This window comes from Bacteroidota bacterium (assembly GCA_013360915.1).
Taxonomy (GTDB): domain Bacteria; phylum Bacteroidota; class JABWAT01; order JABWAT01; family JABWAT01; genus JABWAT01.
In genome coordinates this window covers 58,001-80,642 of record JABWAT010000008.1, presented here as the reverse complement: position 1 = coordinate 80,642, position 22,642 = coordinate 58,001, and the positions used below count along the sequence as shown (strand labels likewise).

The 22,642-nt window shown below is 49.7% G+C and carries 11 protein-coding genes; 6 read left to right on the top strand and 5 right to left on the bottom strand.

From position 1 onward, the window contains the following. The first annotated feature begins 39 nt into the window (after nt 1-39). On the top strand, nt 40-645 hold the full coding sequence (locus HUU10_10310) for a TrmH family RNA methyltransferase (protein NUQ81992.1): 606 nt from the start codon (nt 40-42) through the stop codon (nt 643-645). Here HUU10_10310 and HUU10_10305 read toward each other — a convergent pair. Continuing rightward, a complete protein-coding gene (locus HUU10_10305; GenBank protein NUQ81991.1) occupies nt 642-3,803 on the bottom strand; it encodes a hypothetical protein in 3,162 nt (1,053 codons plus the stop codon). The genes HUU10_10310 and HUU10_10305 overlap by 4 nt on opposite strands. 129 nt (nt 3,804-3,932) lie before the next feature. Here HUU10_10305 and HUU10_10300 point away from each other — a divergent pair, with 129 nt between their 5' ends. The 4 genes from HUU10_10300 (at nt 3,933) to HUU10_10285 (ending at nt 13,884) form a co-directional block, all read left to right on the top strand. Next, entirely contained in the window at nt 3,933-6,410 is a 2,478-nt protein-coding gene (locus tag HUU10_10300; protein ID NUQ81990.1) for a glycosyltransferase, read from the top strand. 442 nt (nt 6,411-6,852) lie between these two features. Beyond that, on the top strand, nt 6,853-10,350 hold the full coding sequence (locus HUU10_10295) for a T9SS type A sorting domain-containing protein (protein ID NUQ81989.1): 3,498 nt from the start codon (nt 6,853-6,855) through the stop codon (nt 10,348-10,350). A 74-nt stretch (nt 10,351-10,424) separates the two neighbouring features. Then, nucleotides 10,425-10,796 carry a co-chaperone GroES gene (locus HUU10_10290; protein NUQ81988.1) on the top strand — a complete coding sequence of 124 codons (372 nt, stop codon included), beginning with the start codon at nt 10,425-10,427 and terminating at the stop codon, nt 10,794-10,796. A gap of 109 nt (nt 10,797-10,905) precedes the next feature. Next, on the top strand, nt 10,906-13,884 hold the full coding sequence (locus HUU10_10285; GenBank protein ID NUQ81987.1) for a fibronectin type III domain-containing protein: 2,979 nt from the start codon (nt 10,906-10,908) through the stop codon (nt 13,882-13,884). Nucleotides 13,885-13,946: 62 nt separating this feature from the next. On the opposite strand, the gene HUU10_10280 is transcribed toward HUU10_10285, so the two are convergent. Next, on the bottom strand, nt 13,947-14,405 hold the full coding sequence (locus HUU10_10280) for an Hsp20/alpha crystallin family protein (protein NUQ81986.1): 459 nt from the start codon (nt 14,403-14,405) through the stop codon (nt 13,947-13,949). A 14-nt stretch (nt 14,406-14,419) separates the two neighbouring features. Further along, nucleotides 14,420-14,857, bottom strand: coding sequence for an Hsp20/alpha crystallin family protein (locus HUU10_10275; GenBank protein ID NUQ81985.1), 438 nt, complete (start codon nt 14,855-14,857; stop codon nt 14,420-14,422). Nucleotides 14,858-15,110: 253 nt separating this feature from the next. Here HUU10_10275 and HUU10_10270 point away from each other — a divergent pair, with 253 nt between their 5' ends. After that, on the top strand, nt 15,111-17,228 hold the full coding sequence (locus HUU10_10270) for a T9SS type A sorting domain-containing protein (protein ID NUQ81984.1): 2,118 nt from the start codon (nt 15,111-15,113) through the stop codon (nt 17,226-17,228). 51 nt (nt 17,229-17,279) lie between these two features. Here the strand turns inward: HUU10_10270 and HUU10_10265 are convergent, their stop codons facing one another. Next, nucleotides 17,280-20,198 (bottom strand): T9SS type A sorting domain-containing protein, encoded by a 2,919-nt coding sequence (locus HUU10_10265; GenBank protein NUQ81983.1) that lies wholly within the window; start codon nt 20,196-20,198, stop codon nt 17,280-17,282. A gap of 95 nt (nt 20,199-20,293) precedes the next feature. After that, a complete protein-coding gene (locus HUU10_10260) occupies nt 20,294-22,465 on the bottom strand; it encodes a T9SS type A sorting domain-containing protein (GenBank protein NUQ81982.1) in 2,172 nt (723 codons plus the stop codon). Nucleotides 22,466-22,642 lie beyond the last annotated feature (177 nt).

Genomic DNA, 22,642 nt, shown 5'->3' with positions numbered 1-22,642 from the left:
GGGGTTGCTACCGGGTGAGGATTGATGCCATTTTTGAGGATGATCAAGAAAATTCCGCACGAAGAGATTCCACGCTTTTCCCTGGGAGAGGTGCTGAACCAACCCCGTCATCCGGTTAAAGTGATGGTGCATAACATCCGGTCACTGTACAATGTCGGGTCTGTATTCCGCACCGCCGATTCAGCAGGGATTGCCGAGGTGATTTTGTGTGGTTACACCGGCGCCCCTCCCCGGAAGGAAATTGAGAAAACGGCGCTGGGAAGTACTCAATCGGTCAGGTGGCGGTATCATGCATCCATCTTTGATGCCATTGCTGAAGAAAAGGCAGCCGGTTACCGGATCGGCGCACTGGAAATCGCCCGTCCGTCGCTTTCATTTAATGACCTTGAGCGGGAGCATTTTCCCATGGTTCTGGTTCTGGGCAATGAAATCACCGGTGTGGATGATGACGTTCTGGCTTCCTGTGATTTTGCACTGGAAATTCCCCAGTTCGGCTATAAGCAATCACTGAATGTGGCCGTTGCTTTTGGTGTGGGTGTGTATGGTGTGGTGGACCGCTACCGCACGCTGTTTCCCGGTGAACGGCCTCCTATTCCGTTTCAGCCACCGGTTGATGCCGGCGATACATCATCGGATGCCGACTAACGCGGGTCTTCACTCCATTTTGAAGGCAACGCAATAGATACGGTAGTTCCTTTTCCCGGCTGACTTTCCAGACTGATCGTTCCTGAATGATTCTGAATAATCTGGTAGGCGATTGACAGCCCCAATCCCTTATGAGTTCCGGTCGGTCGGGTGGTGAAGAACGGATCAAATGCGTGAACCACCGTTTTTTCGGCCATCCCTTCTCCGTCATCGGTTATACTTAACTGAATCTGTCCGCCCTGTTCAGATCCGCGGATGGTGATGGTCCCCTTGCTGCCGATGGCTTCGGCAGAGTTGGTCAGTATGTTCATCAGCACCTGATTTATCTGGGCAGGGTAACCTTCAACCACCAGATCCTGGCTGATCAGGCTGTTGACCGCAATCCGGTCAGAAAGGGCAGGTTTCAGAAATAAAAGGACCGATTGGATACTTTCAGCCAGGTTGACCGGCTTGATTTCCTGTTCATCAAGACGAGAGAAGTTTTTGAGGGCCTTTACAATGCTGATGGTCCGGTTGGTTCCCGATTCTATTCCTTCAAGCAGACTGTTGATTTCATCCCGTAATTCATCAGGCTGAATTTCCCTGATGAGGGACAGTATAAGTTCCGGAGACTGACCCGGTTCTGATTCAAGCCGGGTCCTGATGGTACTGATCAGACCGGTCAGATCGAGAAGGTCCTGACGCAAGGCCGGCAGTGCCCCATGAATAAAATTCACCGGATTGTTGATTTCATGAGCCACTCCGCCGGTCAGAATGCCAAGACTGGCCATTTTCTCTGACTGAATCAGTTGTGTCTGAACCGATTTCAGATCGATCAGGGCCTTTTCCAATTCAGCTGTTCGCTCGGATACCCGCTCTTCAAGCGCTTCCTTGTCGCGTTGCAACTGATTCAGTCTGATCCTGACAATGAAACCGATGAGACCGGCAGCCATCAGCACCCAGATTGAAATCATCCACCAGGTCTGATACCAGGGAGCCAGAATCCTGAATTGAAAAGTGGCTTCTTCTGACCAGTTTCCATCAGAACGGAGACCGATAACCCGGAAAACATAAGTTCCCTGCGGCAGGTTGGTGTATTCCTTATCAGATGAGTAGGATGGGCCCGACCACTCCGGATCAAATCCATCCAGTTGAAAGCGGAAAGGCAACCGCCGGGTGGTATGAAAATCGGGCAAAGCAAAGCTGAACCGGACCGAATTGGCAGAAAAGGAAACCGGATCGGACCGGAAACCATCGGGAGGAAGGTAAAAAACAGGTCCGGTGTTGAATCCGGCCGACCGGATCACAGGTTTAAGAGAAGGAATTTGTCGTTGAACCGGACTTCGGTCAATCCGGAACAGACCTTCTGTGCCGCCCACCCAGATGATGCCACCGGGCTCGGCAAGCATGGCCCAGAATTCCATGTCGGGGACTTTCGAGAACAAGGCCGAATCGGCCAGTTGCCAGCCTGTTTCCACTGGTTGAAACAACCGGCGGTCATCGGTTACCACCCACCCGTTCTCATCTGAAATGGCCAGATAAGTGGCCAGTCCCGGCGGTCGCCCGGCAAAATCACGGTCGGCTGAGTTAAACCGCTGACTGGTCTCATTGAACCGGTAAAATCCTTGCTGGGTAGCTGCGTACAGATCGTTTCCGAACCGGTGAATCTGATTGAAACTATTTCCTGGCAATCCGGAATCAGTGGTGAAGTGAAGGACGTTTTTTCCGTCCGAATTCAGATCATCTTCGGTAAAACGGAAGAGACCGTTCAGCCGTGAAGAAGCCCAGATGGATCCGTCTCTGTGAAAGAGCAGGCTTCTGAACTGATCGGTCAGAACAGGAAGAACGCTTTTTCTCGCTCCATTTCTGCTGACCAGAACCAATCCGGATCGGATGCCCGCAAGGATGCCCCGTTTCGTAATCAGAATGGAATAGGTTGCCTCACGGGTAAGTGGTTCTGAAGTGATCCCGCTGATCGAAAACAGGCCGTCGTTGGTTGCTGCATAGAGATGGGTGCCATCAGAAGCCAGTTTCCATACCTGAGTGGAAATCCCGATCACCGGAAGGGTTTCATGACCTTTTAAAAGAAACAATCCGGAACCGGTCGCTACATAAAGGTCACCCCGATGTCTGATCAGATCGTAAACGCTGCCTGTCAGCCTTCGTGTGTCATTCCAGAAGGTGACCGGGGACCGGTAAAGCAATCGGGTCAGACCCCGCTCATGACAAATCCACAGGACACCCTGCCGGTCTTCAAAGACGGCATAAGATTTATTTTCTCTCAGTCCGTTTTCACTGGTCAGCCGATCGAGAATCTGACCTTCGGAAGAGGAGATCAGAACCCCTCCCAGTAAGGTGGGAAACGCGATTGAACCATCGCTGAGCGGTTCTGCCTGGTAGACGCGGTTCTCGGTCAGGTAGGCAGATGCCTTGGCAAATCCGGGGGAAATGGCAGCCTTCGAAAAGGTGGAATCCCACTGCAGCAGTCCCGATTGACGGCTGACGGACAGAACCTGATTTCCCGTAAATGGTAACAGGGCATACACATCTTCTGAGCCGAAGCGTGAATCCTGACTCAGAAGAGTAGCTGTGGAGCCATCCAGCTGAAACATGCCCGTTTCCCGTATTCTGATCAGGATCCGGTTATTCACCAGCCAGGCATTGGATACCGGTTGATCAGACATAAATACAGTGGCTTTTCCTTCTGAAAGCGTAAAAACTGCCTCGGGAGTGATTACAATCAGCCGTCCCTGGTGAGGAATGATTTTCCTGATCATGGACCAGTTTTGGGTTGAATCCGGAAGCAGAAGTTCAACAGGTGTAAAGGATAAGCCCTCGTTCAGGGATTGGGTCAGGTATCCGAAATGTCCCTCGCCCCCAGCCCAGATCCGTCCGTTTTCATCGCGGGCAATGGCCCTGACCGGTGTCTGATCCGGGGAAATCGGAAGCAGGGACCAAACCGATCCATCCCAGGTGAGAATGCCATCATTATTGGCTATATACAGCAGGCCGAGTGAATCCTGAACGATTCCCCAGTTCTGGTTGGCACCCGGATAATCCTCTCTGGTAAAGACCGAGGAAAACCGGTTTCCGGTTTCAGACACGGATGGCTGGGCAAGTGTCACAGCCGGGAGAAGGGTCCAGAGAATGGTGAATAGTGGACGGGCAAGCCAATTCATGCCGGAAAGTTACCATTCAGGAGCCCGAGATGAAAATTCCGGACGGATGAGTCGGGAAACCGTTTGTTCACAAACACTTAACGTTCCGGTTCATTCCGGGTGATCTCGGTTCCTGACCTTTGCAGAAACATGAACCGATCTGCGTTGTCCCCTCACCTGCCGGATTCAACACCCATGCTTAAAAAAGCCGACCTGCATATTCATAGTAAATACAGTGACCAGCCATCCGAATGGCTTCTGAGGCAGATTGGTGCCCCGGAATCCTACACCGAGCCTGATTTTCTGTACCGGACTGCCAAACGACGCGGGATGGATTTTGTCACCATTACCGATCATGACACCATTAATGGGGTGCTCGACATTGCCCACCATCCCGATGTGTTTATCAGTGTGGAAGTGACCACCTGGTTTCCCGAAGATGGGTGTGCAATACATGTTCCCTGTTATGGAATCACTGAGAAACAGTTTGCGACCATTCAATACCTGAGAGAAAATGTGTACGAGCTGCTGGCCTGGCTGCGACAGGAACAGATCGTCCATGCCTGTGCGCATCCGCTATACGATGTGGCTGGGAAGCTTTCTATGGAAACGTTCGAAAAGTGCCTCCTGCTTTTCGATGTTCTGGAAGTTGCCAACGGGCAGAGCAATGCTCAGGAAAACCGCCTGATCAGGGAAGTGGCAACCAGCATCAATCCGCTCATGTATGAACAATTGAAGGATATGCACCCCCGGTTACCACTTTCACCGGCCGGCTGGAGGAAAGGGTACACAGGGGGATCGGATGATCACAGCGGTTTGTTTATAGCCCGTGGTTACACCTACGCTCAGCATGTGAGCACGCCGCAGGACTTCATCAGGGCCATCGGCCGGGGAGAAACCGATGCCACCACGGTTTCAGAAACCTCGGTCAGCTTTGCCCATGGGTTATATTTTACAGTTTTTTCCTACTATAAAAATCAGTATTTTAAATCTGGCAGCGGTAAAGCGGATATTTCGAAGGCCCTGTCGGTGGTCGGTGGATTTGTGGGCGATGATACTGCCTCCATTTCCTTTCGTGATAAAGTAACCTACTTCATCAACCGGCTCAGGAAGAAAAAGTCTCAGGAGGATTTTAAGCAATACCTGATGACCCATCTGGTAGAGCTGAATGAGGCCTGGAACCGTGACGAAAACATCCTTGATCCGCAGAAAAACCTGCAGCTGAATCAGCAGACGTTTGAAGTTGCAAGTTACGTGTTTAACCAACTGGTCTTCCGTTTTGCAACCAAGGCCATAAAAAAGGTATCAGAAGGGTCCATCTTTGGCTCAATTCAATCGTTATCCTCACTCATTCCGCTTATGATTGGTCTGATACCCTACTTCATTTCCTTTCTTCATTATAATAAGAACAAGCCGTTTCACCGCGAGGTCAGCCGTAAGTTCTTAGGCAAGGAATTGCCGGGAGAGGAACACCCGAAAAAGGCCTGGGTGACCGATACCTTCGAGGATGTGAACGGGGTGGCGGTGGTGATCAGGAAAATGGCCGAAATCGGGATGAAACATCAGCATGAACTGGTCATTGTCACCTGTACCAATGAGGCGGTGAAGTCGGAAGGACTGGTGGTTAAGAATTTCAAACCAGTGGGGGACTTCAAACTGCCGCAAAACGATACCTTCACCCTGGCCTTCCCTCCGTTTCTGGAAATGGTTCAGTATTTCGAACGGGAAGGGTTCACCGAGGTGATCATTTCGACACCCGGCACTGTTGGAGTGGCCGCCATGTGGGCAGCCCGGTTGCTGAATCTGAAGATCAGCATGATCTATCACACCGATTTTCCCGGCTACGTGCGCTACTATACCAATGACCGGGCCATGGAAGACATTGCCTGGAAATTCATGTTGTGGTTCTACAATCAGGCCGATGTGGTTCATGTGCCATCAAGCCATTACCGGTCGCAACTGTTACGCAAAGGGTTGCCTGCCGAAAAAATGACTCTGTTTCCGCATGGAACCGATATTGACGCTTTTACTCCGGCCAAACGCACCCCTGATGCATTCAAATCCTTCGGGCTGAATGGCGAAAAAAAGGTAATTTACATCGGACGGGTTGCCAGAGAGAAAGACCTTGATCTGATCCCCAAAGTCTGGAAAAAAGTACATAAGGCCGTTCCCGATGCAGCATTGGTAATTGTAGGTGACGGTCCGTACCTGAAAGAACTTAAATCGGAGTTAAAAGGGGAACATGCCGTTTTCACCGGCTTTATGAAAGGGGAGGATTTATATCGCAGTTTTGCCTCCGGTGATGTGTTTCTCTTCCCAAGTACCACCGATACGTTTGGAAATGTCGTTTTGGAATCACTGGCCAGCGGAGTGCCGGCGGTGGTCAGCAATGTTGGCGGTCCCAAGGATATTGTGATTCATGGCGAGACCGGTATGGTTACTGGTGCCAAGGATGTGGATGCCATGGCAGCGGCCCTGATTGAACTGCTGAAAAATGACCAGAAGCGAAGGAACATGTCCAGAAAGGCACGGGAATATGCCGAAACCCAGAGTTGGGAACGGATCTACCTTAATTTCTGGAATCACCGGCAGGAACCGGCCCGCCTTCCGGAAGGAGTGATACACTGATAACCGATGGGAATTCCGGCAGATGATCCCTATCTGCCAGGAGCAACATACTGAGTAGAGGAACCGAGGCCTCCCGGGATGATCATCCCCGGAGGCTTTTTCATTTTTACCCCTGACAGGAGTCCCTGAAATGAAACCGTCCATGTTTCCCACCTATGCAGGATACCACCACCTGATTAACCGCCAGATCAGGTACCGTCTGCGCCATATCATTCTTCGTTTTCTTCCCCGCCGGCCAATCCCGGCCTGATCGAGATTACCGGATTACCCGCCAGAAAAAGGTCGGGTATTTTTGAGAAACCGGAGACCGAATAACCATCGGTAAACAGCCTGATTACCGGAAGATTAATTTTTCCGGCAGGGTCTGCCATCCGGTTGGAAGTCTCGGTTCCCACTGTTTTCTTTGCGGTTCGTAAAAATCTCAAGAGGAGAGGATTTGACTATGAAAAAAGGGTTATTGGTTGTGGGCTTGCTTCTGACCAGCATCATGGTGCATGCTCAGACAGCTCACCAAATGTCATCTGGTAACTATTCAGTTAATTTTGACGATATCGCATCCTGGACAAATACGAGCGGGACTTTTGCTGTTGGATCAGGTTCTGCGTCCTGGAAAGGATTAGCCAGTGGTGGTAGTGCCACGATTCCTGATGCTACCAGGCTTACCGCAGCTACTACCAGTTTCCAGACCGGTTCAACCGGAGGCGTTCAGAGAGGCACCAATAATATCCTTCTCCTTTCGACTGGTGCAACCGATAATTCATCGTCCGCCGCCATCGATTTATTCCTTGACTTTACCGGAAGAAATGCCGGAACAATTTCTTTTGATGCTGCCACCGTTTTTAACAGCACAGGAAACCGTGTCGGAACACTTCGGGTTTACTATACAACCAATGGAACCACGTATACCGAATTGACCGGTACCAATCTGCCTTATTCTGCCACCAACAATGTTGCTGGAAGTGCCTCGGTTTCATCGGTTTCTCTTCCATCCGCTTTTAACAATTCAGCAACCGCCCAGCTTCGCTTCTATTATCATAATGGAACAGGCGGATCGACCGGAAGTCGTCCGAAAATCAGTATTGATAACCTTGTTGTTACCTCAACAGCTTCTACCCCCACGGTTAACCTGTCAGTTTCAGCAAACAGCGGAACGGAAGCAGCTCAAACAGCCATTACCGTTACCGCAACAGCTTCGTCAGCCGTCAGCGGCAACCAAACCGTTGATCTGGCTGTCTCCGGCACCGGAATCACTGCTGGTGATTACACGCTTACCAATACCACCATTACCATTCTGGATGGTGCCACAACCGGTACCGTTACCTTCACTGTACAGGATGATGCCGCCGTTGAAGGGTCTGAAACAGCCACCCTGACCATCAGCAATCCATCTGCTGGTCTGGTGCTTGGATCAACCCTGAGTCAGGATATTGCAATCACCGATAACGATGCCAACCTGGTGAATGTGTCGGTGGATACCAATACCGGGACAGAAGCTGATCAGACGGTGGTAACTGTTACCGCCACAGCGACAACAGCGGTCAGCGGCAGTCAGACAGTTGATGTGGCTGTCTCCGGAACTGGTATCACAGCAGGAGACTATAGCCTATCGGGCAGTCAGATTACGATTCCGGATGGAAACACCACCGGTTCGGTGACTTTCACGGTACAAAACGATGCTCTTTATGAGGGAAGTGAAACAGCAACGCTGACGATTTCAAATCCGTCATCCGGAATAGCATTGGGGTCGACTCTGTCACAAAACGTGGCTATCACCGACAATGAGCCCACTGTTCAGCTGAGTGCAAGTTCAAACACCGGTACCGAAGCAGCCGGAACTGTGGTGACACTGACTGCAACGGCTTCATCTGCCGTTACAGGAGATCAGACAGTGGATGTGGCTGTATCGGGAACAGGAATCACAGTATCCGATTACACGCTGTCCGCTTCTACCCTGACCATTCTGGATGGACAGACCACCGGCACCGTTACCTTTACCATCCTGAATGACAGTGACATAGAAGGAGCCGAAACCGCCACGTTGACCATCAGCAATCCCTCCGCAGGAATGGGTTTGGGAGCAACGGTCAGCCAGAATGTGGCCATTACCGATAATGATGTGAATGCGGTAAACATTGCGGCTGTAAATTCTGCCGTGACTCAGGATTTTAATACGCTTGCAACTGCCGGAACAACCAATTCAACGCTTCCGACCGGATGGTTGTTCAGCGAAACCGGTACATCAGCCAATACCACGTATGCGGCCAGTGACGGAACATCCAATGGCGGGAACACCTACAGTCTGGGTACTGGTACCGATACAGACCGTGCGTTTGGTGGTTTGCAATCAGGCAGTGTCATTCCTGTAGTAGGCGGCGCCTTTATCAATAACACAGGTGTCACGGTTACCGAACTGGCAATCAGCTATACCGGAGAACAATGGCGGTTGGGAGCAACCGGCCGGAATGACCGCCTGGACTTCCAGTATTCCACCGATGCCACGAGTCTGACGACCGGAACCTGGACCGATGTGAATGAATTGGATTTTACAGCACCGATCGGTACAGGAACTGCCGGCGCGCTGAACGGAAACAACTCAGCCAACCGTGCGGCAGTCACCTTTACTCTGACTGGTCTTTCCATTGCAGATGGTGCAGTGTTCTACATCCGCTGGAATGACCTGAATGCAACCAGTTCAGATGATGCTCTCGGGGTGGATGATTTCTCCCTGACAGCCAACCCGGTCGTAAATCCCACCTCCGGTAGCTATACCGATGCAGGTTTCTCCTCACCCACCACCCTTACCGGTGGTCTGAACATTTCGGGTACCCTGACCATTGGTGCTCAGATTAACACCGATGGAAACACCATCAACCTTGGCGGCACCGGATCGATTACGGGAGAAACACCTGCCACCTACATCATCGGTGCTGTTCAGATTCTGCCAACGATTAATGGTGCTCCGCTGAATAATATTGGCGGGCTTGGAGTCGACATTAATCCTGGATCTGCAAACATGGGTGTCACCACCATTATCCGCGAAACCGGCAGCGCCTTTATTATCGGCGGCAGCGTTGCACAACGGTGGACCATTACTCCGAACAGTCAACCCGGCGAACCAGTAACGGTAACGCTGACCTGGCCGGATGAAAACAATGCTGGAGTGGATGTGGATACCAATCCGATTCTGTTCAGAAGTCAGGATGGAGGAACCACCTGGTCACCTATTCCTGCGCTCAGCTGGAACACAGCCGGAAATCCGAATACAGTAACGTTTCAGGTAAATTCCTTCTCAGAGTTCACCATTGGTGATAATGACTCGCCACTGCCCATTGAACTGGTCAGCTGGCAAGCCATCCCTGGCAATCAATTGGTGGTTCTGAAGTGGAAGACTGCATCAGAAATCAACAACGCCGGCTTTGAAATCTACCGGTCCACCTCCCGTGATAAGAACTTTATCAACATCGCTTCTTATCGCAGCAATGGCAAGGACGCCCTTTCAAGCAAAGGTAACCGGGGCGGCTCCTACGAGTTTGTAGATGCTGGTGTTTCCAACGGTGTCACCTATTATTATCGTTTATCCGATGTGTCCTATGATGGTCAGAAAACCGATCACGCGGTCATCGAAGCCATTCCGACGGCTGGTTCAACGGGCGGATCTGAGTATCAGAAACCCATCGAATTTGCCGTGTCTTCTGTTTACCCGAATCCATTTAATCCGACCGGTCAGTTCAGTTTTGACCTGCCAGAGGATGGATTGGTTACGATCAGGGTATTTAACCTGATCGGACAGGAAATGGGTGTTCTACGCAGTGAGTTTATGAAAAAGGGAAGAGGGTATTCTCAGACCATTTCTCTGGGCTCTATTTCAACCGGAACGTATCTGCTTAGCGTCGAACACAACGGATCCAGACTAATGCAGAAATTCACGGTGCTGAAATAACAGCCACTGTTTCGTAATTTCGGGAGGCCGTCTCAAAAGGACGGCCTCTTTTTTTTTATTGAAAGGAAAGACACATGCGGTTTAAAAAGGAAATCATCGTTATTGGCGACCGCCTGCTGATCAGTCCGGATGATTCAAAGGAAAAAACGGATTCGGGCCTCTATTTACCTCCCACGGTAAGGGAAAAAGAAAAGATCCAATGTGGTTACGTTGTAAAAACAGGACCTGGATATGCCATACCGAATCCCTCGGCCTTGGACGATGAACCCTGGAAGGAAAAAAGGTCTGAAGTGAAATACATTCCCCTGCAGGCAGAAGAAGGGGATTATGTCATGTATCTGAAGGATCAGGCCATTGAAATTCACTTTGATGGAAGCCGGTATTATATCGTTCCTCAGTCAGCCGTCATGGTGATTGTCCGGAATCAGGTAAGATCGGAAGATTAAGGACTTTATTGTCTGTGATCGAAATCGCATTAGTCGTCAAATCTTGTTATATCATATTGAGAATTGTCAACGTACTTAGTACTTTCGGCCTTTTAATCCAGAGGACTCTATGAGAAAACTGTTATCACTGGTTTTGTTTCTTTTACCAATCACCGGTTTCGGCCAGATTTTTGGACCCGAAGGGCTCAATATGCCCGGCGCCTGGAATAGCTGGACCAACCCACCCTCAAACGTTCCTGCATTGGGAAGTTCCACTCAGGTGGTTGGTGGTGAAGTCACAAGAATCACAACCGGACGCGGAACCGGCAGATACACCACCACATTCAGTGCGGACGCATCAGGAGCGGACGTGGTTGGAGGTAGTTATGAGTTCCTGTTTACATCCGGACCTTCCGGAAGTCCGTACAACAACAAATGGTCGGGTGTGAGTGTTTCCCTGAACACCATTCAGACTTACATTAAGGAAGATGCGACTAACAACTCCATCACCCTGACCAACGGACGCTGGTATACCATGAACTGGCTCGATTCCGGGTACGGAAATACATCAGGAATCTTCCTTGAAACAGACTTTGAACCGGTAACCATTTCTTCGGTTACCCGGGATATTTCTTCTCCTACCCCCGATGATGCTGTTGAGGTAACGATTACCCTTTCTGCAGCGCCTTCCACCGGTGAATTGGTCTATCTGCTCTATACAGGAGATAACTGGGGCGTAACTGGTATCGGTGAAGTTACCATGACGGGTGCAGTGGGAACCTACACCATTCCTGCACAGCCAGATGGAATAACCATTCAGTATTATGCCCTCACAACCAATATTTCCTCCGGGTCTTGGGGATCTTCAAACGTTGATATGCTTTCACTCCGTGCAAGCAGTTTGTTCAGCTACACATCGACCCCCGCGCCTGATGAAACTGCACCAACCGATGTTTCCGATCTTTCTGCCTCTGCTTCGGTTAATGCCGCTTCTGTTACCCTGAATTGGACTCCGGTAACCGAGGACAATTTTGATACCTATGAGATTTATTACAATACCACCGGAAATCCGGGACTGAGCGATACCAAAGTTGACGAAACCGGGATCGCTGCTCTTGGAACCAGAACAACCTCTTCTGCAACCATTACTGGATTGTCTTTCGGAACCACTTATTATTTTAAGATCAGAGCCAAGGATGCCAGTTCGAATGTTTCCAACTTGTCGAACACTGCCAACACAAGCACACCTGCCCTGGGTTATGATCTGTGGTTGTTCAGTGGTCTGGTTCCTGAAGGTGGAGCTGGTGTATCTGCCAAAGGAATTGCCGGATTGGCAGAGGCTACTGTTTCGGCAACCGCCACCGGTACGGCTGGTTTCCTTTATCGTCGGTTTGACTGGGCCCACAAATGGGGTGGCCCGGTAACAGTTAATTCGGCAGGAACCCTTTCCTCCTACAACGATCAGGATGGTTCCGTTGCGGTAACAAACGGCAGATATTACACCTTTAATGTTCCTGCAGCACCCGCATTTGACGGATCCAATCCCGTTGCAATTCTTGAAACCAGTGCTTTACCGGTTACGATTTCTTCTGTTACCCGTGATGCCGCTTCTCCGCTTGAAGACGAAGATGTAACGGTCACTGTGACACTAAGCGATTCCAAATCGGCGGAGGAATTGGTTTATATCCGTTACACAACCAATGGCTGGACCTCTGACAATGCGGTTGAAGCAACCGTTTCCGGTACAACCGGTACGGCTATCATTCCTGGGCTTTCTGCCGGTACCGTGGTGAGTTACTATGCACTTACCACCACCGTTTCTTCCGCATCATGGGGCAGCAATGTTGACCTGTTAACCCTCAAAGCAAATACAAATGCTGGCTCCAACTATTCCTATACAGTGGCTGCCAATGAAAATCCGACTTCCGGAACGGTCGTAAATACCACCTACAACAGTCCGGTTACCCTGACTGGCAATGTAACCGCTTCAGGAACCGTTACCATTGCAGTTCAGATTAATACCGGTAGTAATTCGCTTCTGTTGGGGTCCAGTGGTTCTCTTTCGGGTGAAACACCGGCAACTTACATCGTTGGAACGGTTCAGGCTCTGCCAACCATTAATGGTGCCCTGGTCACTAACATTGGCGGATTGGGAATCAATATCAATCCTGGCACTGCCAATATGGGAGCCACTACTGTTATCCGTGAAACAGGTGCTGCCTTTATCATCGGTGGAAGCATTGCTCAGCGCTGGACCATCACTCCGACCACTCAACCCGGCGAACCGGTTACTGTAACCCTTACCTGGCCGGATGAAAACAATGCCGGGGTGGATGTGGATGGGACCCCCATATTGTTCAAAAGTGAAGATGGCGGAACCACCTGGTTCCCGATTCCGGCTACCAGTTGGAATACCGCTGGAAATCCGAACACAGTTACCTTCGATGTAACCTCCTTCTCAGAATTCACAATCGGTGATGGTGATTCACCCCTGCCTATCGAACTGGTCAGCTGGTCTGCCGTACCAGGTAATCAGCAGGTTTCCCTGAAATGGAAAACCGCATCGGAAATCAACAACGCCGGATTCGAAATCTATCGGTCCACCTCACGTGACAAGAACTTTATTAACATCGCTTCCTATCGAAGCAACGGCAAAGATGCTCTTATCAGCAAGGGAAGTCGTGGCGGTTCTTATGAGTACGTGGATGCCGGTGTTTCCAACGGAATTACCTACTATTACCGTCTAACGGATGTATCCTATGACGGAAAGAAAACCGATCACGCGGTTATCGAAGCTATTCCGACGGCCGGTTCAACGGGTGGATCTGAGTATCAGAAACCCATCGAATTTGCTGTGTCTTCTGTTTACCCGAATCCATTCAATCCGACCGGTCAGTTCAGCTTTGACCTGCCAGAGGATGGTTTGGTCACGATCCGGGTCTTTAACCTGATCGGACAGGAAATGGGTGTTCTCCGCAGTGAGTTTATGAAAAAGGGAAGAGGGTATTCACAGACCATTTCCATGGGCTCTCTCTCCACAGGAACGTATCTGCTCAGCATTGAACACAACGGCTCCAGACTGATGCAGAAATTTACCATTCTGAAGTAAGCCAACGAATGCGACAACAAAAAAGGGGCTCTCAAAGCCCCTTTTTTGTTTTTCACAACTTGTTATGAGTGGGTTACGATCGGAATTTCCCGCGGCTTGACCGTTTCCATTTTTGGAACCCGGATGGTCAGCTGACCATTGGAGAATTCAGCCGAAATCTGGTCGGTTTTTACCTGATCGGGTAACAGGAAGGACCGATAGAATTTTCCGGTAATCCGTTCGACACGGTGATAGTTCCGGTCCTTGCTTTCCGATTCAGCCTTCCTTTCACCGCTGATAATCAGACGGTTATCGGCCAAGGACAACTTCACTTCATCCCTGTTCACACCCGGTAAGTCGAGCAGGAGAATGAAGTGATCTTTATCCTCCAGAATATCCGACAGTGGGGCCCAGGAAGATTGTTCGTAAGCTTCTTCGCCTGAAGCCTTTCTGCCAAAGGGATTGATCATATCGAACAGGCTGTTCAGTTCCTTTTCCAGGGAGAGCAGGTCCTGTCCGCTTTTCCAACGTACGAGTGACATGGTATCCTCCTATTTTAACTGATTATGATTTGAATATCACGGGCAACTGCCTTTTCACGCTTGGGCAGTGTGATAAGCAACTGTCCATTTTTGAATTCTGCTTTGATTGCATCGGTCTGTACGCTTTGTGGAAGGTCGAACCGACGGAAATATTTTCCATAAACCCGTTCCTGACGATGTACTTTACCCCCTTCGAGCTCTGGGAGTTTCCGCTCACCGGAAACCGTCAGGGTGTTGTTTTCCATGGTGATTTTAACATCGGCAGGATTGACGCCGGGCAGATCCAGAATCCATTCAAACGCATCCTTGGTTTCTGTGATATCGGCAAGTGGCGCCCATACCGGATTTACCGGCTCAGCGGCCAGATTGCGGTTAAGGGATTCGAAAAGTCGCGTCATATCCCGTTCAATCCGGTACAAGTCATAGTCTGGGCGGAAACGAATGATAGCCATTGATTTAACTCCTTATTTAATTGTGGTTTCCGACCAACTATTTTCCAAATGGTGTGCCAAAAGGAAGGTATTAACATTCTGACAGTCCTGGCCTGAAAGCTTTACAGACTGATCTGAAAAAATTTCAAACCGGTTTGCCGGCCTGACAGTGACGGGTGACAAAAGGTGTTGGATCAAACAACTGGTTCACCCTCACGGGTGATTCCGGGAAGCCAGCCCCTCGGTATCTTTGCGGAAACAAAAAGGAGTTCCGATGCGTGCATGCCTGATAGCGATGATCCTGCTTTTTTCCCAACCTGGCTGGTCACAATGGACGCGGATAACCGGTCCGGATGTGGCAACCGTTGAACGGTTTTATGAAAAAGAAGGAGTTTTATATGCCATGGGTGGAGGGTCGCTTTTTAAAAGCACCACCCTTGGAGAGTCCTGGGAATTGCTTACGGATGACCTGCCCATTTTCTTCTCCGTTTCAGGTATTTACGAATTCAACGGTGATCTGATAATAGGTACAAGTCGCAGTGCTTACCGGAAAGCCAGTGGAAGCTCGGTCTGGCAGGAAATCAATGCCGGCATTCCACTTTCCGGATTTTATCCGTATGCACTGAATGAGATGTTCAGAGAGGGGGATTCCCTGCGGGCCATGACGAGCCGGGGTCCGTTAACCTGGGTGCCGTCTGCAACCAAATGGGTGTGGTCCTCTCATGCCTTTGCAAAAAGAAAACCCAATGCCTTTGTTCAAAGCGGATATCTGGGATCCGACGTCTGGCTTTTGGCAGCAGATACGGTTCTGCAATCAACAGATAAGGGAAAAACCTGGGTGCCCGCCACCGGATTCGAATCCTTTGAAACCATCAGGAAATTTGAAAAGGCTGGCGGAGATACTTTGTTTGCCATGGGAAATAAGCTCTACCGTTCAACCGATAAAGGCCTGACCTGGCAGTCCTTTATGGGAGATATCAGTTTTTTATCTGATCAGGTCATGGCTGTCTATAATGGCCGTGTTTTCCTCAGAAACAACAGCTCCATTTTTTCATCATCTTCTTCAGCTCCTGTCTGGACTGAAATTCCGATTCTGGCACCTTACATGGAGCCGATCCGCCAGATGGCGTTTGTCAACGGGGTCCTGTTTGCCTCTTTTAAATACTCCGGATTGTGGAAAAGTACCGACCGCGGATCCACTTGGGCTTCTGCAAACAGTGGAATGTCGAACAGTCAGCCTTTGGAAACTTTTAAATTCCCGGGTGTGCACATATTCGAGTTCGGCGACTATCAGTATTGGGCCTGGTTTACAGGGTCGGGCACCTGGAAGCGGATAAAAATGCCGTATGAGGGAAATCTTGATAATGTCGAAAACAACATCAATGATTTTGTCCTGAGCGGAGATTCACTCTATGCCGTGTCGGGCGATACCTGGGTTACCACCGACTGGGGGCAGAACTGGAAAACCCTTTCCTCGCGTGGATTCAGTACGTTGGTGCTGACCGATTCCATCTGGGTGGCAACGGGTAGCAGCGGACCCGAAATCTCAAGAAACCGCGGAAGAACCTGGACGGTGTCAAACAGTGGTGTCGGAAACCGGCCGGCCATAAAGATGGTGGGAGTGGACGGTCAGTTTGTTGCAGGAACCGCAAGCAGTGGTGTATACCGATCCCTCAATGGCGGGCAGACCTGGGAGTATGTCAATAAAGGATTTGGTTATCCCAATGGGAATTCCTTGTACAGTTTTACCTATCTGAATGGCTATTTCTATGTGACCAATCAGGGTGCTGCAGGGTCACCAGTGTTCAGAAGCAATGATTTCTCGGTCAACTGGACTGGTTTTGGACCCGGACTAACCAACAATGGCAGTGGTTATATGGTGGATGGAGACGGAAATACCCTGGTTTATGCGGGTTATCTCGATAAATTTGCCTACCGGACCGATGGGCAAACGTCCTGGACCAAATACAGCACGGGTTTGCCGGAAGGAGAGCTCAGTTTTGTTTCCATTGTCGGGAAAGAAATCTGGGTTGGTATAAAAGGACGGGGATTGTTTGCAATACAGGGCTCCAGCCTGCCGGGAGTGGCCGTGTCGGTTGAATCTGCTGAAGAGGAATTAACACCCGGCTCTTTAACTATTGATGGAAATTATCCGAATCCGTTCAATCCATCAACCACCATCCGGTTTTCAGTAGGAAGTACCCTGCCGGTTACTGCAGAAATCTTTTCCATAACCGGTCAGCGTGTGGCTGTACTGGCCAGAAATCAGGTTTTCAATCAGGGGGATCACGAACTGCGGTTTGATGCTACCGGATTGGGAAGCGGTGTTTACCTGGTGAGGGTAGTTGCCGGAAACAATCAGAAAACTCACCGGATGATGCTGGTCAGATAAAAAAAAAGGGGCTGTCCGGATGGAACAGCCCCTTTACTGGTTTCAATTCTCTCAGCGAACCAGAAGCAACGTTCCGGTCACCGATTGCCGCCGGGATACCACCCGATAGTGGTATAGCCCCGAGGCCAACTGATCGGCTTTAAACGGAACTACTAAAAGTCCTGCCCGTTGATTGTCCAGGTTGATTTCCCGGATCAATTGTCCCAACGTATTAAAAATGGAAATGATAACCTCTCCATCATTGGGCAGGTTGATTTCCAGATTGGTGGTCGGGTTAAACGGATTCGGGTAAGCCCGGGCGGTTAAGATCTCAGATGGGTTTTCGATTACTTCCACAAGCGGTGAGTATGTCCAGGATCCATCCATATCGATTTGTTTCAGTCTGAACCAGACTTTTTCCTGTTTCATATTGACCGTTACCGAGTAACGTTGAGGGTCGGTGGTTGTGCCATGACCAGGAACAAAGTGTACCATTTCCCAATTCATCCGGTCTGTTGACCTTTCGACTTCAAAACCAAAATTGTTGGTTTCGGTCCGGGTTGACCAGGAAATCACCACAGACCTGCCTGCAACCTGCGCATTGAAACCATCCAATTCCACAGGAAGTGGCGTTTCACCATTGCTGATGGTAAAATCTGAAAATCCGGTAACCGCAAAGGTGACCGATCTCGGATTGGTGTTTGTTATAAAGCTGGCATCAATGGCTGTCCAGGTGGCACCACCATCGCTGCTTTTAAACAGAACCAGCGTTGCCAGGTTTTTACCATTATCATTGCTGCCAGGCCAGGTCAGCGTGACACTCACATCTGAGGTTGGCTGATTGGTTGGTGTTATGGTCCAGATTTGATTGATTCCGACTCCGGCACTGTAACCCGGACCCGATTTCCGGGTGATCTGTGTATTACCAAGTACCTGACCCAATGGATCAATCGAAACTCCCAACCCGGCCAGATTGCTTTCTTCTGATCCGCTCAGATTCCGGATCGTCTGAACAATACCCTGAATGTAAGTGGATGGTGTTTCGCCAAGTATCAATCCTGTTGGAGCGAGGCTGAGGATATTGCCGCTGGTGTTTACAGGAGCATTCACGGTAATAATTCCGCTAACGGTCAGATTGCCTGTTAATGTGGTTCCGGTAGTGAATTCGACGTTGGGAACCTCGCCAGAGGTCGGATTGCTGATGACTCCGACAGAATAGGTATAATTAAGCCCATTATTTGTGTTTGCTTTCAGTGTCAGAAGATCCACCGCCCCTCCCCAGGATTCCATTCCGACGGTGGTCGTCAGGACATAGTAATTTACGACCGTTCCTTCTGGTTGCATCGGGATGGTTCCAATGGCAGTGGTTCCGGAGATGCTGGCTAAACTGGCCATGGAGTTTGCCCATCCATCGGTGGTATACCGAATGTAAACCAATTCTTCGGGAGAAGGTGAAGATGACAGTGTTATGATAATGTTGACCGCTTCGTCTGGTTCGGGGGTCAACGTTGTTTGATTGACTTCGGTGATTGTAACCGGAACGTTGCTGGTTTCGAGAATGGCAACAGGATTTCCATTACCATCTGCCGGATTCAATGGAACGTTAAAAGTATAAAATTTGCCGTTTGTTACAGCAACCGAACCATCCGCACCATTAAACTCACTCAGAGTGCCGGCCGAATTGATTGCAACCGATCCGCCCCATTTCCTGTTCCAGTCAAATTGCCGATACAGAAAGCCGGCTGTTCCGGTGGCATTGGCACTGACCGTGGCCTCAGCAAGTCCAGCAAGGCCCTTCGGAGACACAGAGGCTCCCCCTTCCGGAATGAGACCATTGAACAGCCACAGATCATGTCCCAGAACAGAGGTGGTTGCCTGTGCAGAATTGGAAAGGTCTGCCACATTTCCAGCCTGATCCTTTGCCCGGATGGCAAAATGATAAGTGGTGTTCCAATCTGCCAGTGTGATCTGAAGCTCAGAAGTGCTGATTGTTCCCAAAGCGGCATGTGAAGTCTTATCCAGTTTCGAATCGGTAAGTCCGGGATTTCCGGTGGAATTATAATAAATCTCGTATGAATCAAAGTTGGCTTCAGTTACCGGCGACCAGGACAGGGAAATGGTTTTTGATTTGGCAACCGATGTGGCACTCAGGTCTGAAACAACCGTTGGAGGGGTGACATCCGGGGCGGATGTGGACTGGTAGGTTGCAAGACTGCTGGTCCGTAAGGAAAGCAGATCAACATTGTTTGAACCCCATGACTCTGAAAGAAAAGGGGTGGTAAGTGCATAGTATTGTATGGTGGTTCCGTTTAATTGAGCCGGAACGGTGATGGATCCGCTGGAACCTGAAAGGGAAACCAGTTCGGTTGTTCCGGTTGTCCAATTGTCGGTTGTGTATCGAATGTACACATATTCCCCGGTAGCAGGAGCCCCGGAAAGGGTCACCGTGATGTCGACATCGTCTTCTGGTGTCGGATTTTCAGGATTTCTCGTTAAAGACGAAATGGAAACGGGTTCCGAACTGGTTTCAATAAAAATGGCTGAGGTATTTCCGTATCCTGAATCGAGCCAGTTAAGCGTATACCACTTTCCGTTGCTGACTGTAATGGAATTATTAGCCGGATTTTCTTTCAAATAGGTTTGAACCGTATTCAACGCTACCGTCACACCCGACCACTTGTTGTTGTATGGACTTCCGCCTGGTCCGGATGTAAACAGGAATTCATACGTTCCTCCCACCACATCGGCACCGGAAGCGGCTGCACTAAAGGTGGTCGTATATCTGCCGGTTCCTCTTCCCGACGTGATTCTTGTGACTTCGCCACCGGTAACCTGAGTGGCGCTTCCCAATGCTGGTGCATTAGAAGGGGGATTGGTCCAGCTATTCCAGGCGCCGGGGAGATTCAATCCTTCCGGCTGATAAATCTGCGAAAAGGCAGGGAAGGAGAAAAAAAGGAGTGAGAGTAAGAGGGTGTAACGTTTGTTAGTCATTGATTTCTCCGTTCTTCATTGATCTGTGAGTTTATAATAATAAAAAAGCCCATCAGGAAAAAGACCTGATGGGCTTTTCTTAAAGGTCAGACAGATTATTTGATCAGTGACATGGTTCCGGTCACGATTTGTCCATTTTGAGTGATCCGGTATTGATACAACCCAGACGACAATCCTGCTCCATTAAACGGTACCGTATGAAGGCCGGCTTGCAAGTCGGGAAGCAGTTGAGAATATACCCGCTGTCCCAAGGTGTTGAATACTTCCAGACTGACTGTACCAGCCACCGGTATGGAAATCTCAATGGTGGAAACCGGGTTAAACGGATTCGGATAATTCCGGGCCGTCAGGAAATGGGTGGGTGCTCCTGAAACCTCGACCACAGTGGAGTAACTGAATGATCCATCCAGATCGATTTGTTTCAGACGATAGCTGGCCTTATGTGCCGAAACCACTTCGAAGAAGTAACCCTGAGTAGATTGAGTGGTACCTTTTCCGGCCACAAAACCAACGGATTTCCAGGATTGACCTGCCAGTTTTTCCTCTACCTCAAAGCCCGCATTGTTTGTTTCAGAACGGGATGACCAATTCAGGCGAACACGGTCACCCTGGCGGGATCCGGTAAAGGAGGCCAGTTCAACCGGGAGAGTCACACCGGAAGCATAAAAACTGAGGTTTGAAGTCACTTCAGGAGCCGACCAGCCAGTTGAGTTGTCATCATCCGGCAGGCAGTCGAAGGCCCCATGTTCGGCATTGTTTCCTGTGATGTAGAACTGAACATCTCCATTCTCTGCTCCGCCCAACATGGCCTGAGAAACACGGACTTCCACAAAAGAGGCTCCCTGTTTGTACCAGATGTCCTCAAGCAGGGTGCCATCGTCATAGGTCCAGGCAGTGCCATTCCATGCGTTAAACTGTGCAGTTGCAGCTGAATTTCCTTTGCGGATGCTGAAATCGGGTTTATCTGTGTGATCATAATACACACCCAATCCCCAGCTATCCTGAGGTGCGCCGCCGGATGTTGTATTGATAATGAACACCCAACGCTGCCATCCTTCAATGGCCAGGTTTACGCCCAGATAGATATATCCATCATGATATTTTACATACAGATCGGTGGCATTTGCACCACCCCATCCATCTGTGGTGTTTGATGCGGAGGCAACAGGAGGTCCCCATTTTAATTGGCCATCAAAGGTACCATCCATCAGAATGTAAGGTTCTGCAACCGTGGTTGCTTTATCTGCATCAGAAAGCGTTCCCTTGTTCCCGGCTGCATCCACTCCACGGATTTTAAAGAAATAATCAGTACTCCAGTCTAACCCGGTCAGAGTAATTGAACTTGTGCTGATGGTTCCCAGAGAAAGATAATCGGATTTATCCAGCATGGGGTCCGTGGTGGTTGGAATACCAGAGGTGCTGTAAAAAATTTCATACGTTTCGAAATTTTCTTCGGTGACAGGAGTCCATGTCAGTGTGATTCTGTTCAGATTGGCATCCGCTGTGGCAGCCAGGTCTGTAATAGTAGTCGGGGGGGTGGTATCGCCAACATTGCTGGAGGTATAGTTATAATTGGTACCGCTATTGTTGTTTAAACGGAGGGTATAATAGTCCCGGTCCGATCCCCAGGAAGTGGACAGCACTGTTGATGACATGGCATAATAGGAGACATCGGTTCCTTCGGGTTGTGGAGGAAGGGTTGCCGTTCCCGTTGTTCCCGACAGGGTAACTGCTACAGCCGTGGCTGAAGACCAGTTATTGGTTGTGTAGACCACGTAGAATTTCTCTTCGGTTCCGGGTGTACCACTCAGCGTAACTGTTACTTCGACTGGTTCTTCCGGAATGGGTTGAAGAAAATCCCGTGTAACAGCGGTGATGGTAACCGGTTGAGCCGTGGTTTCAAGGATACCTATTTTGTTGCTGGTATTATCAGCAACAGGTGAAGTTGGTACATTAAGAGTATAATACATTCCGGCCGTAATGGCAGCAGATCCATCTGAACCGTTGTATTGATTCAGAACTGCTACAGTATTAATTGAAAGAGCTGCTCCCCACTTTTGTGTCCAGTCGGTATTCCGGTAGAGAAAACCGGCAGATCCGGTTGTGGTTGCAGTAACAGTGGCAGACGAAACTCCGGGAATTCCTTTCGGACTGACGGCTGTTGGGGCTGCACCCCACCCGTTCCACATCCAAAAATCGTATGTTTGAGTGAAAGCGGTTCCTGCAAAAACAATCAGCGAAAGAACCGAAAGTAGCCATTTTTTCATTTTTGGGTCTCCTTATTTGTTGAAGCGCTTCCAATTATCACAATAAATAATTAAATGTCAAGAAACGGTGACATGGTTGGTCATTAAATTTCGATTAGTGGGATTGTGTTTGCATGTTGTCTTCAAAACCACTGCGGTAAACAGAAATTTCCCTGCGTTTTTCCTATCTTTACGCCC

Bases quoted from the DNA above. Each gene is read 5' to 3' on its own strand.
- HUU10_10310 (NUQ81992.1), top strand. From the start codon at position 40: ATGATCAAGAAAATTCCGCACGAAGAGATTCCACGCTTTTCCCTGGGA.
- HUU10_10300 (NUQ81990.1), top strand. From the start codon at position 3,933: ATGAACCGATCTGCGTTGTCCCCTCACCTGCCGGATTCAACACCCATG.
- HUU10_10265 (NUQ81983.1), bottom strand. From the start codon at position 20,198: ATGACTAACAAACGTTACACCCTCTTACTCTCACTCCTTTTTTTCTCC.
- HUU10_10270 (NUQ81984.1), top strand. From the start codon at position 15,111: ATGCGTGCATGCCTGATAGCGATGATCCTGCTTTTTTCCCAACCTGGC.
- HUU10_10275 (NUQ81985.1), bottom strand. From the start codon at position 14,857: ATGGCTATCATTCGTTTCCGCCCAGACTATGACTTGTACCGGATTGAA.
- HUU10_10280 (NUQ81986.1), bottom strand. From the start codon at position 14,405: ATGTCACTCGTACGTTGGAAAAGCGGACAGGACCTGCTCTCCCTGGAA.
- HUU10_10285 (NUQ81987.1), top strand. From the start codon at position 10,906: ATGAGAAAACTGTTATCACTGGTTTTGTTTCTTTTACCAATCACCGGT.
- HUU10_10260 (NUQ81982.1), bottom strand. From the start codon at position 22,465: ATGAAAAAATGGCTACTTTCGGTTCTTTCGCTGATTGTTTTTGCAGGA.
- HUU10_10305 (NUQ81991.1), bottom strand. From the start codon at position 3,803: ATGAATTGGCTTGCCCGTCCACTATTCACCATTCTCTGGACCCTTCTC.
- HUU10_10290 (NUQ81988.1), top strand. From the start codon at position 10,425: ATGCGGTTTAAAAAGGAAATCATCGTTATTGGCGACCGCCTGCTGATC.
- HUU10_10295 (NUQ81989.1), top strand. From the start codon at position 6,853: ATGAAAAAAGGGTTATTGGTTGTGGGCTTGCTTCTGACCAGCATCATG.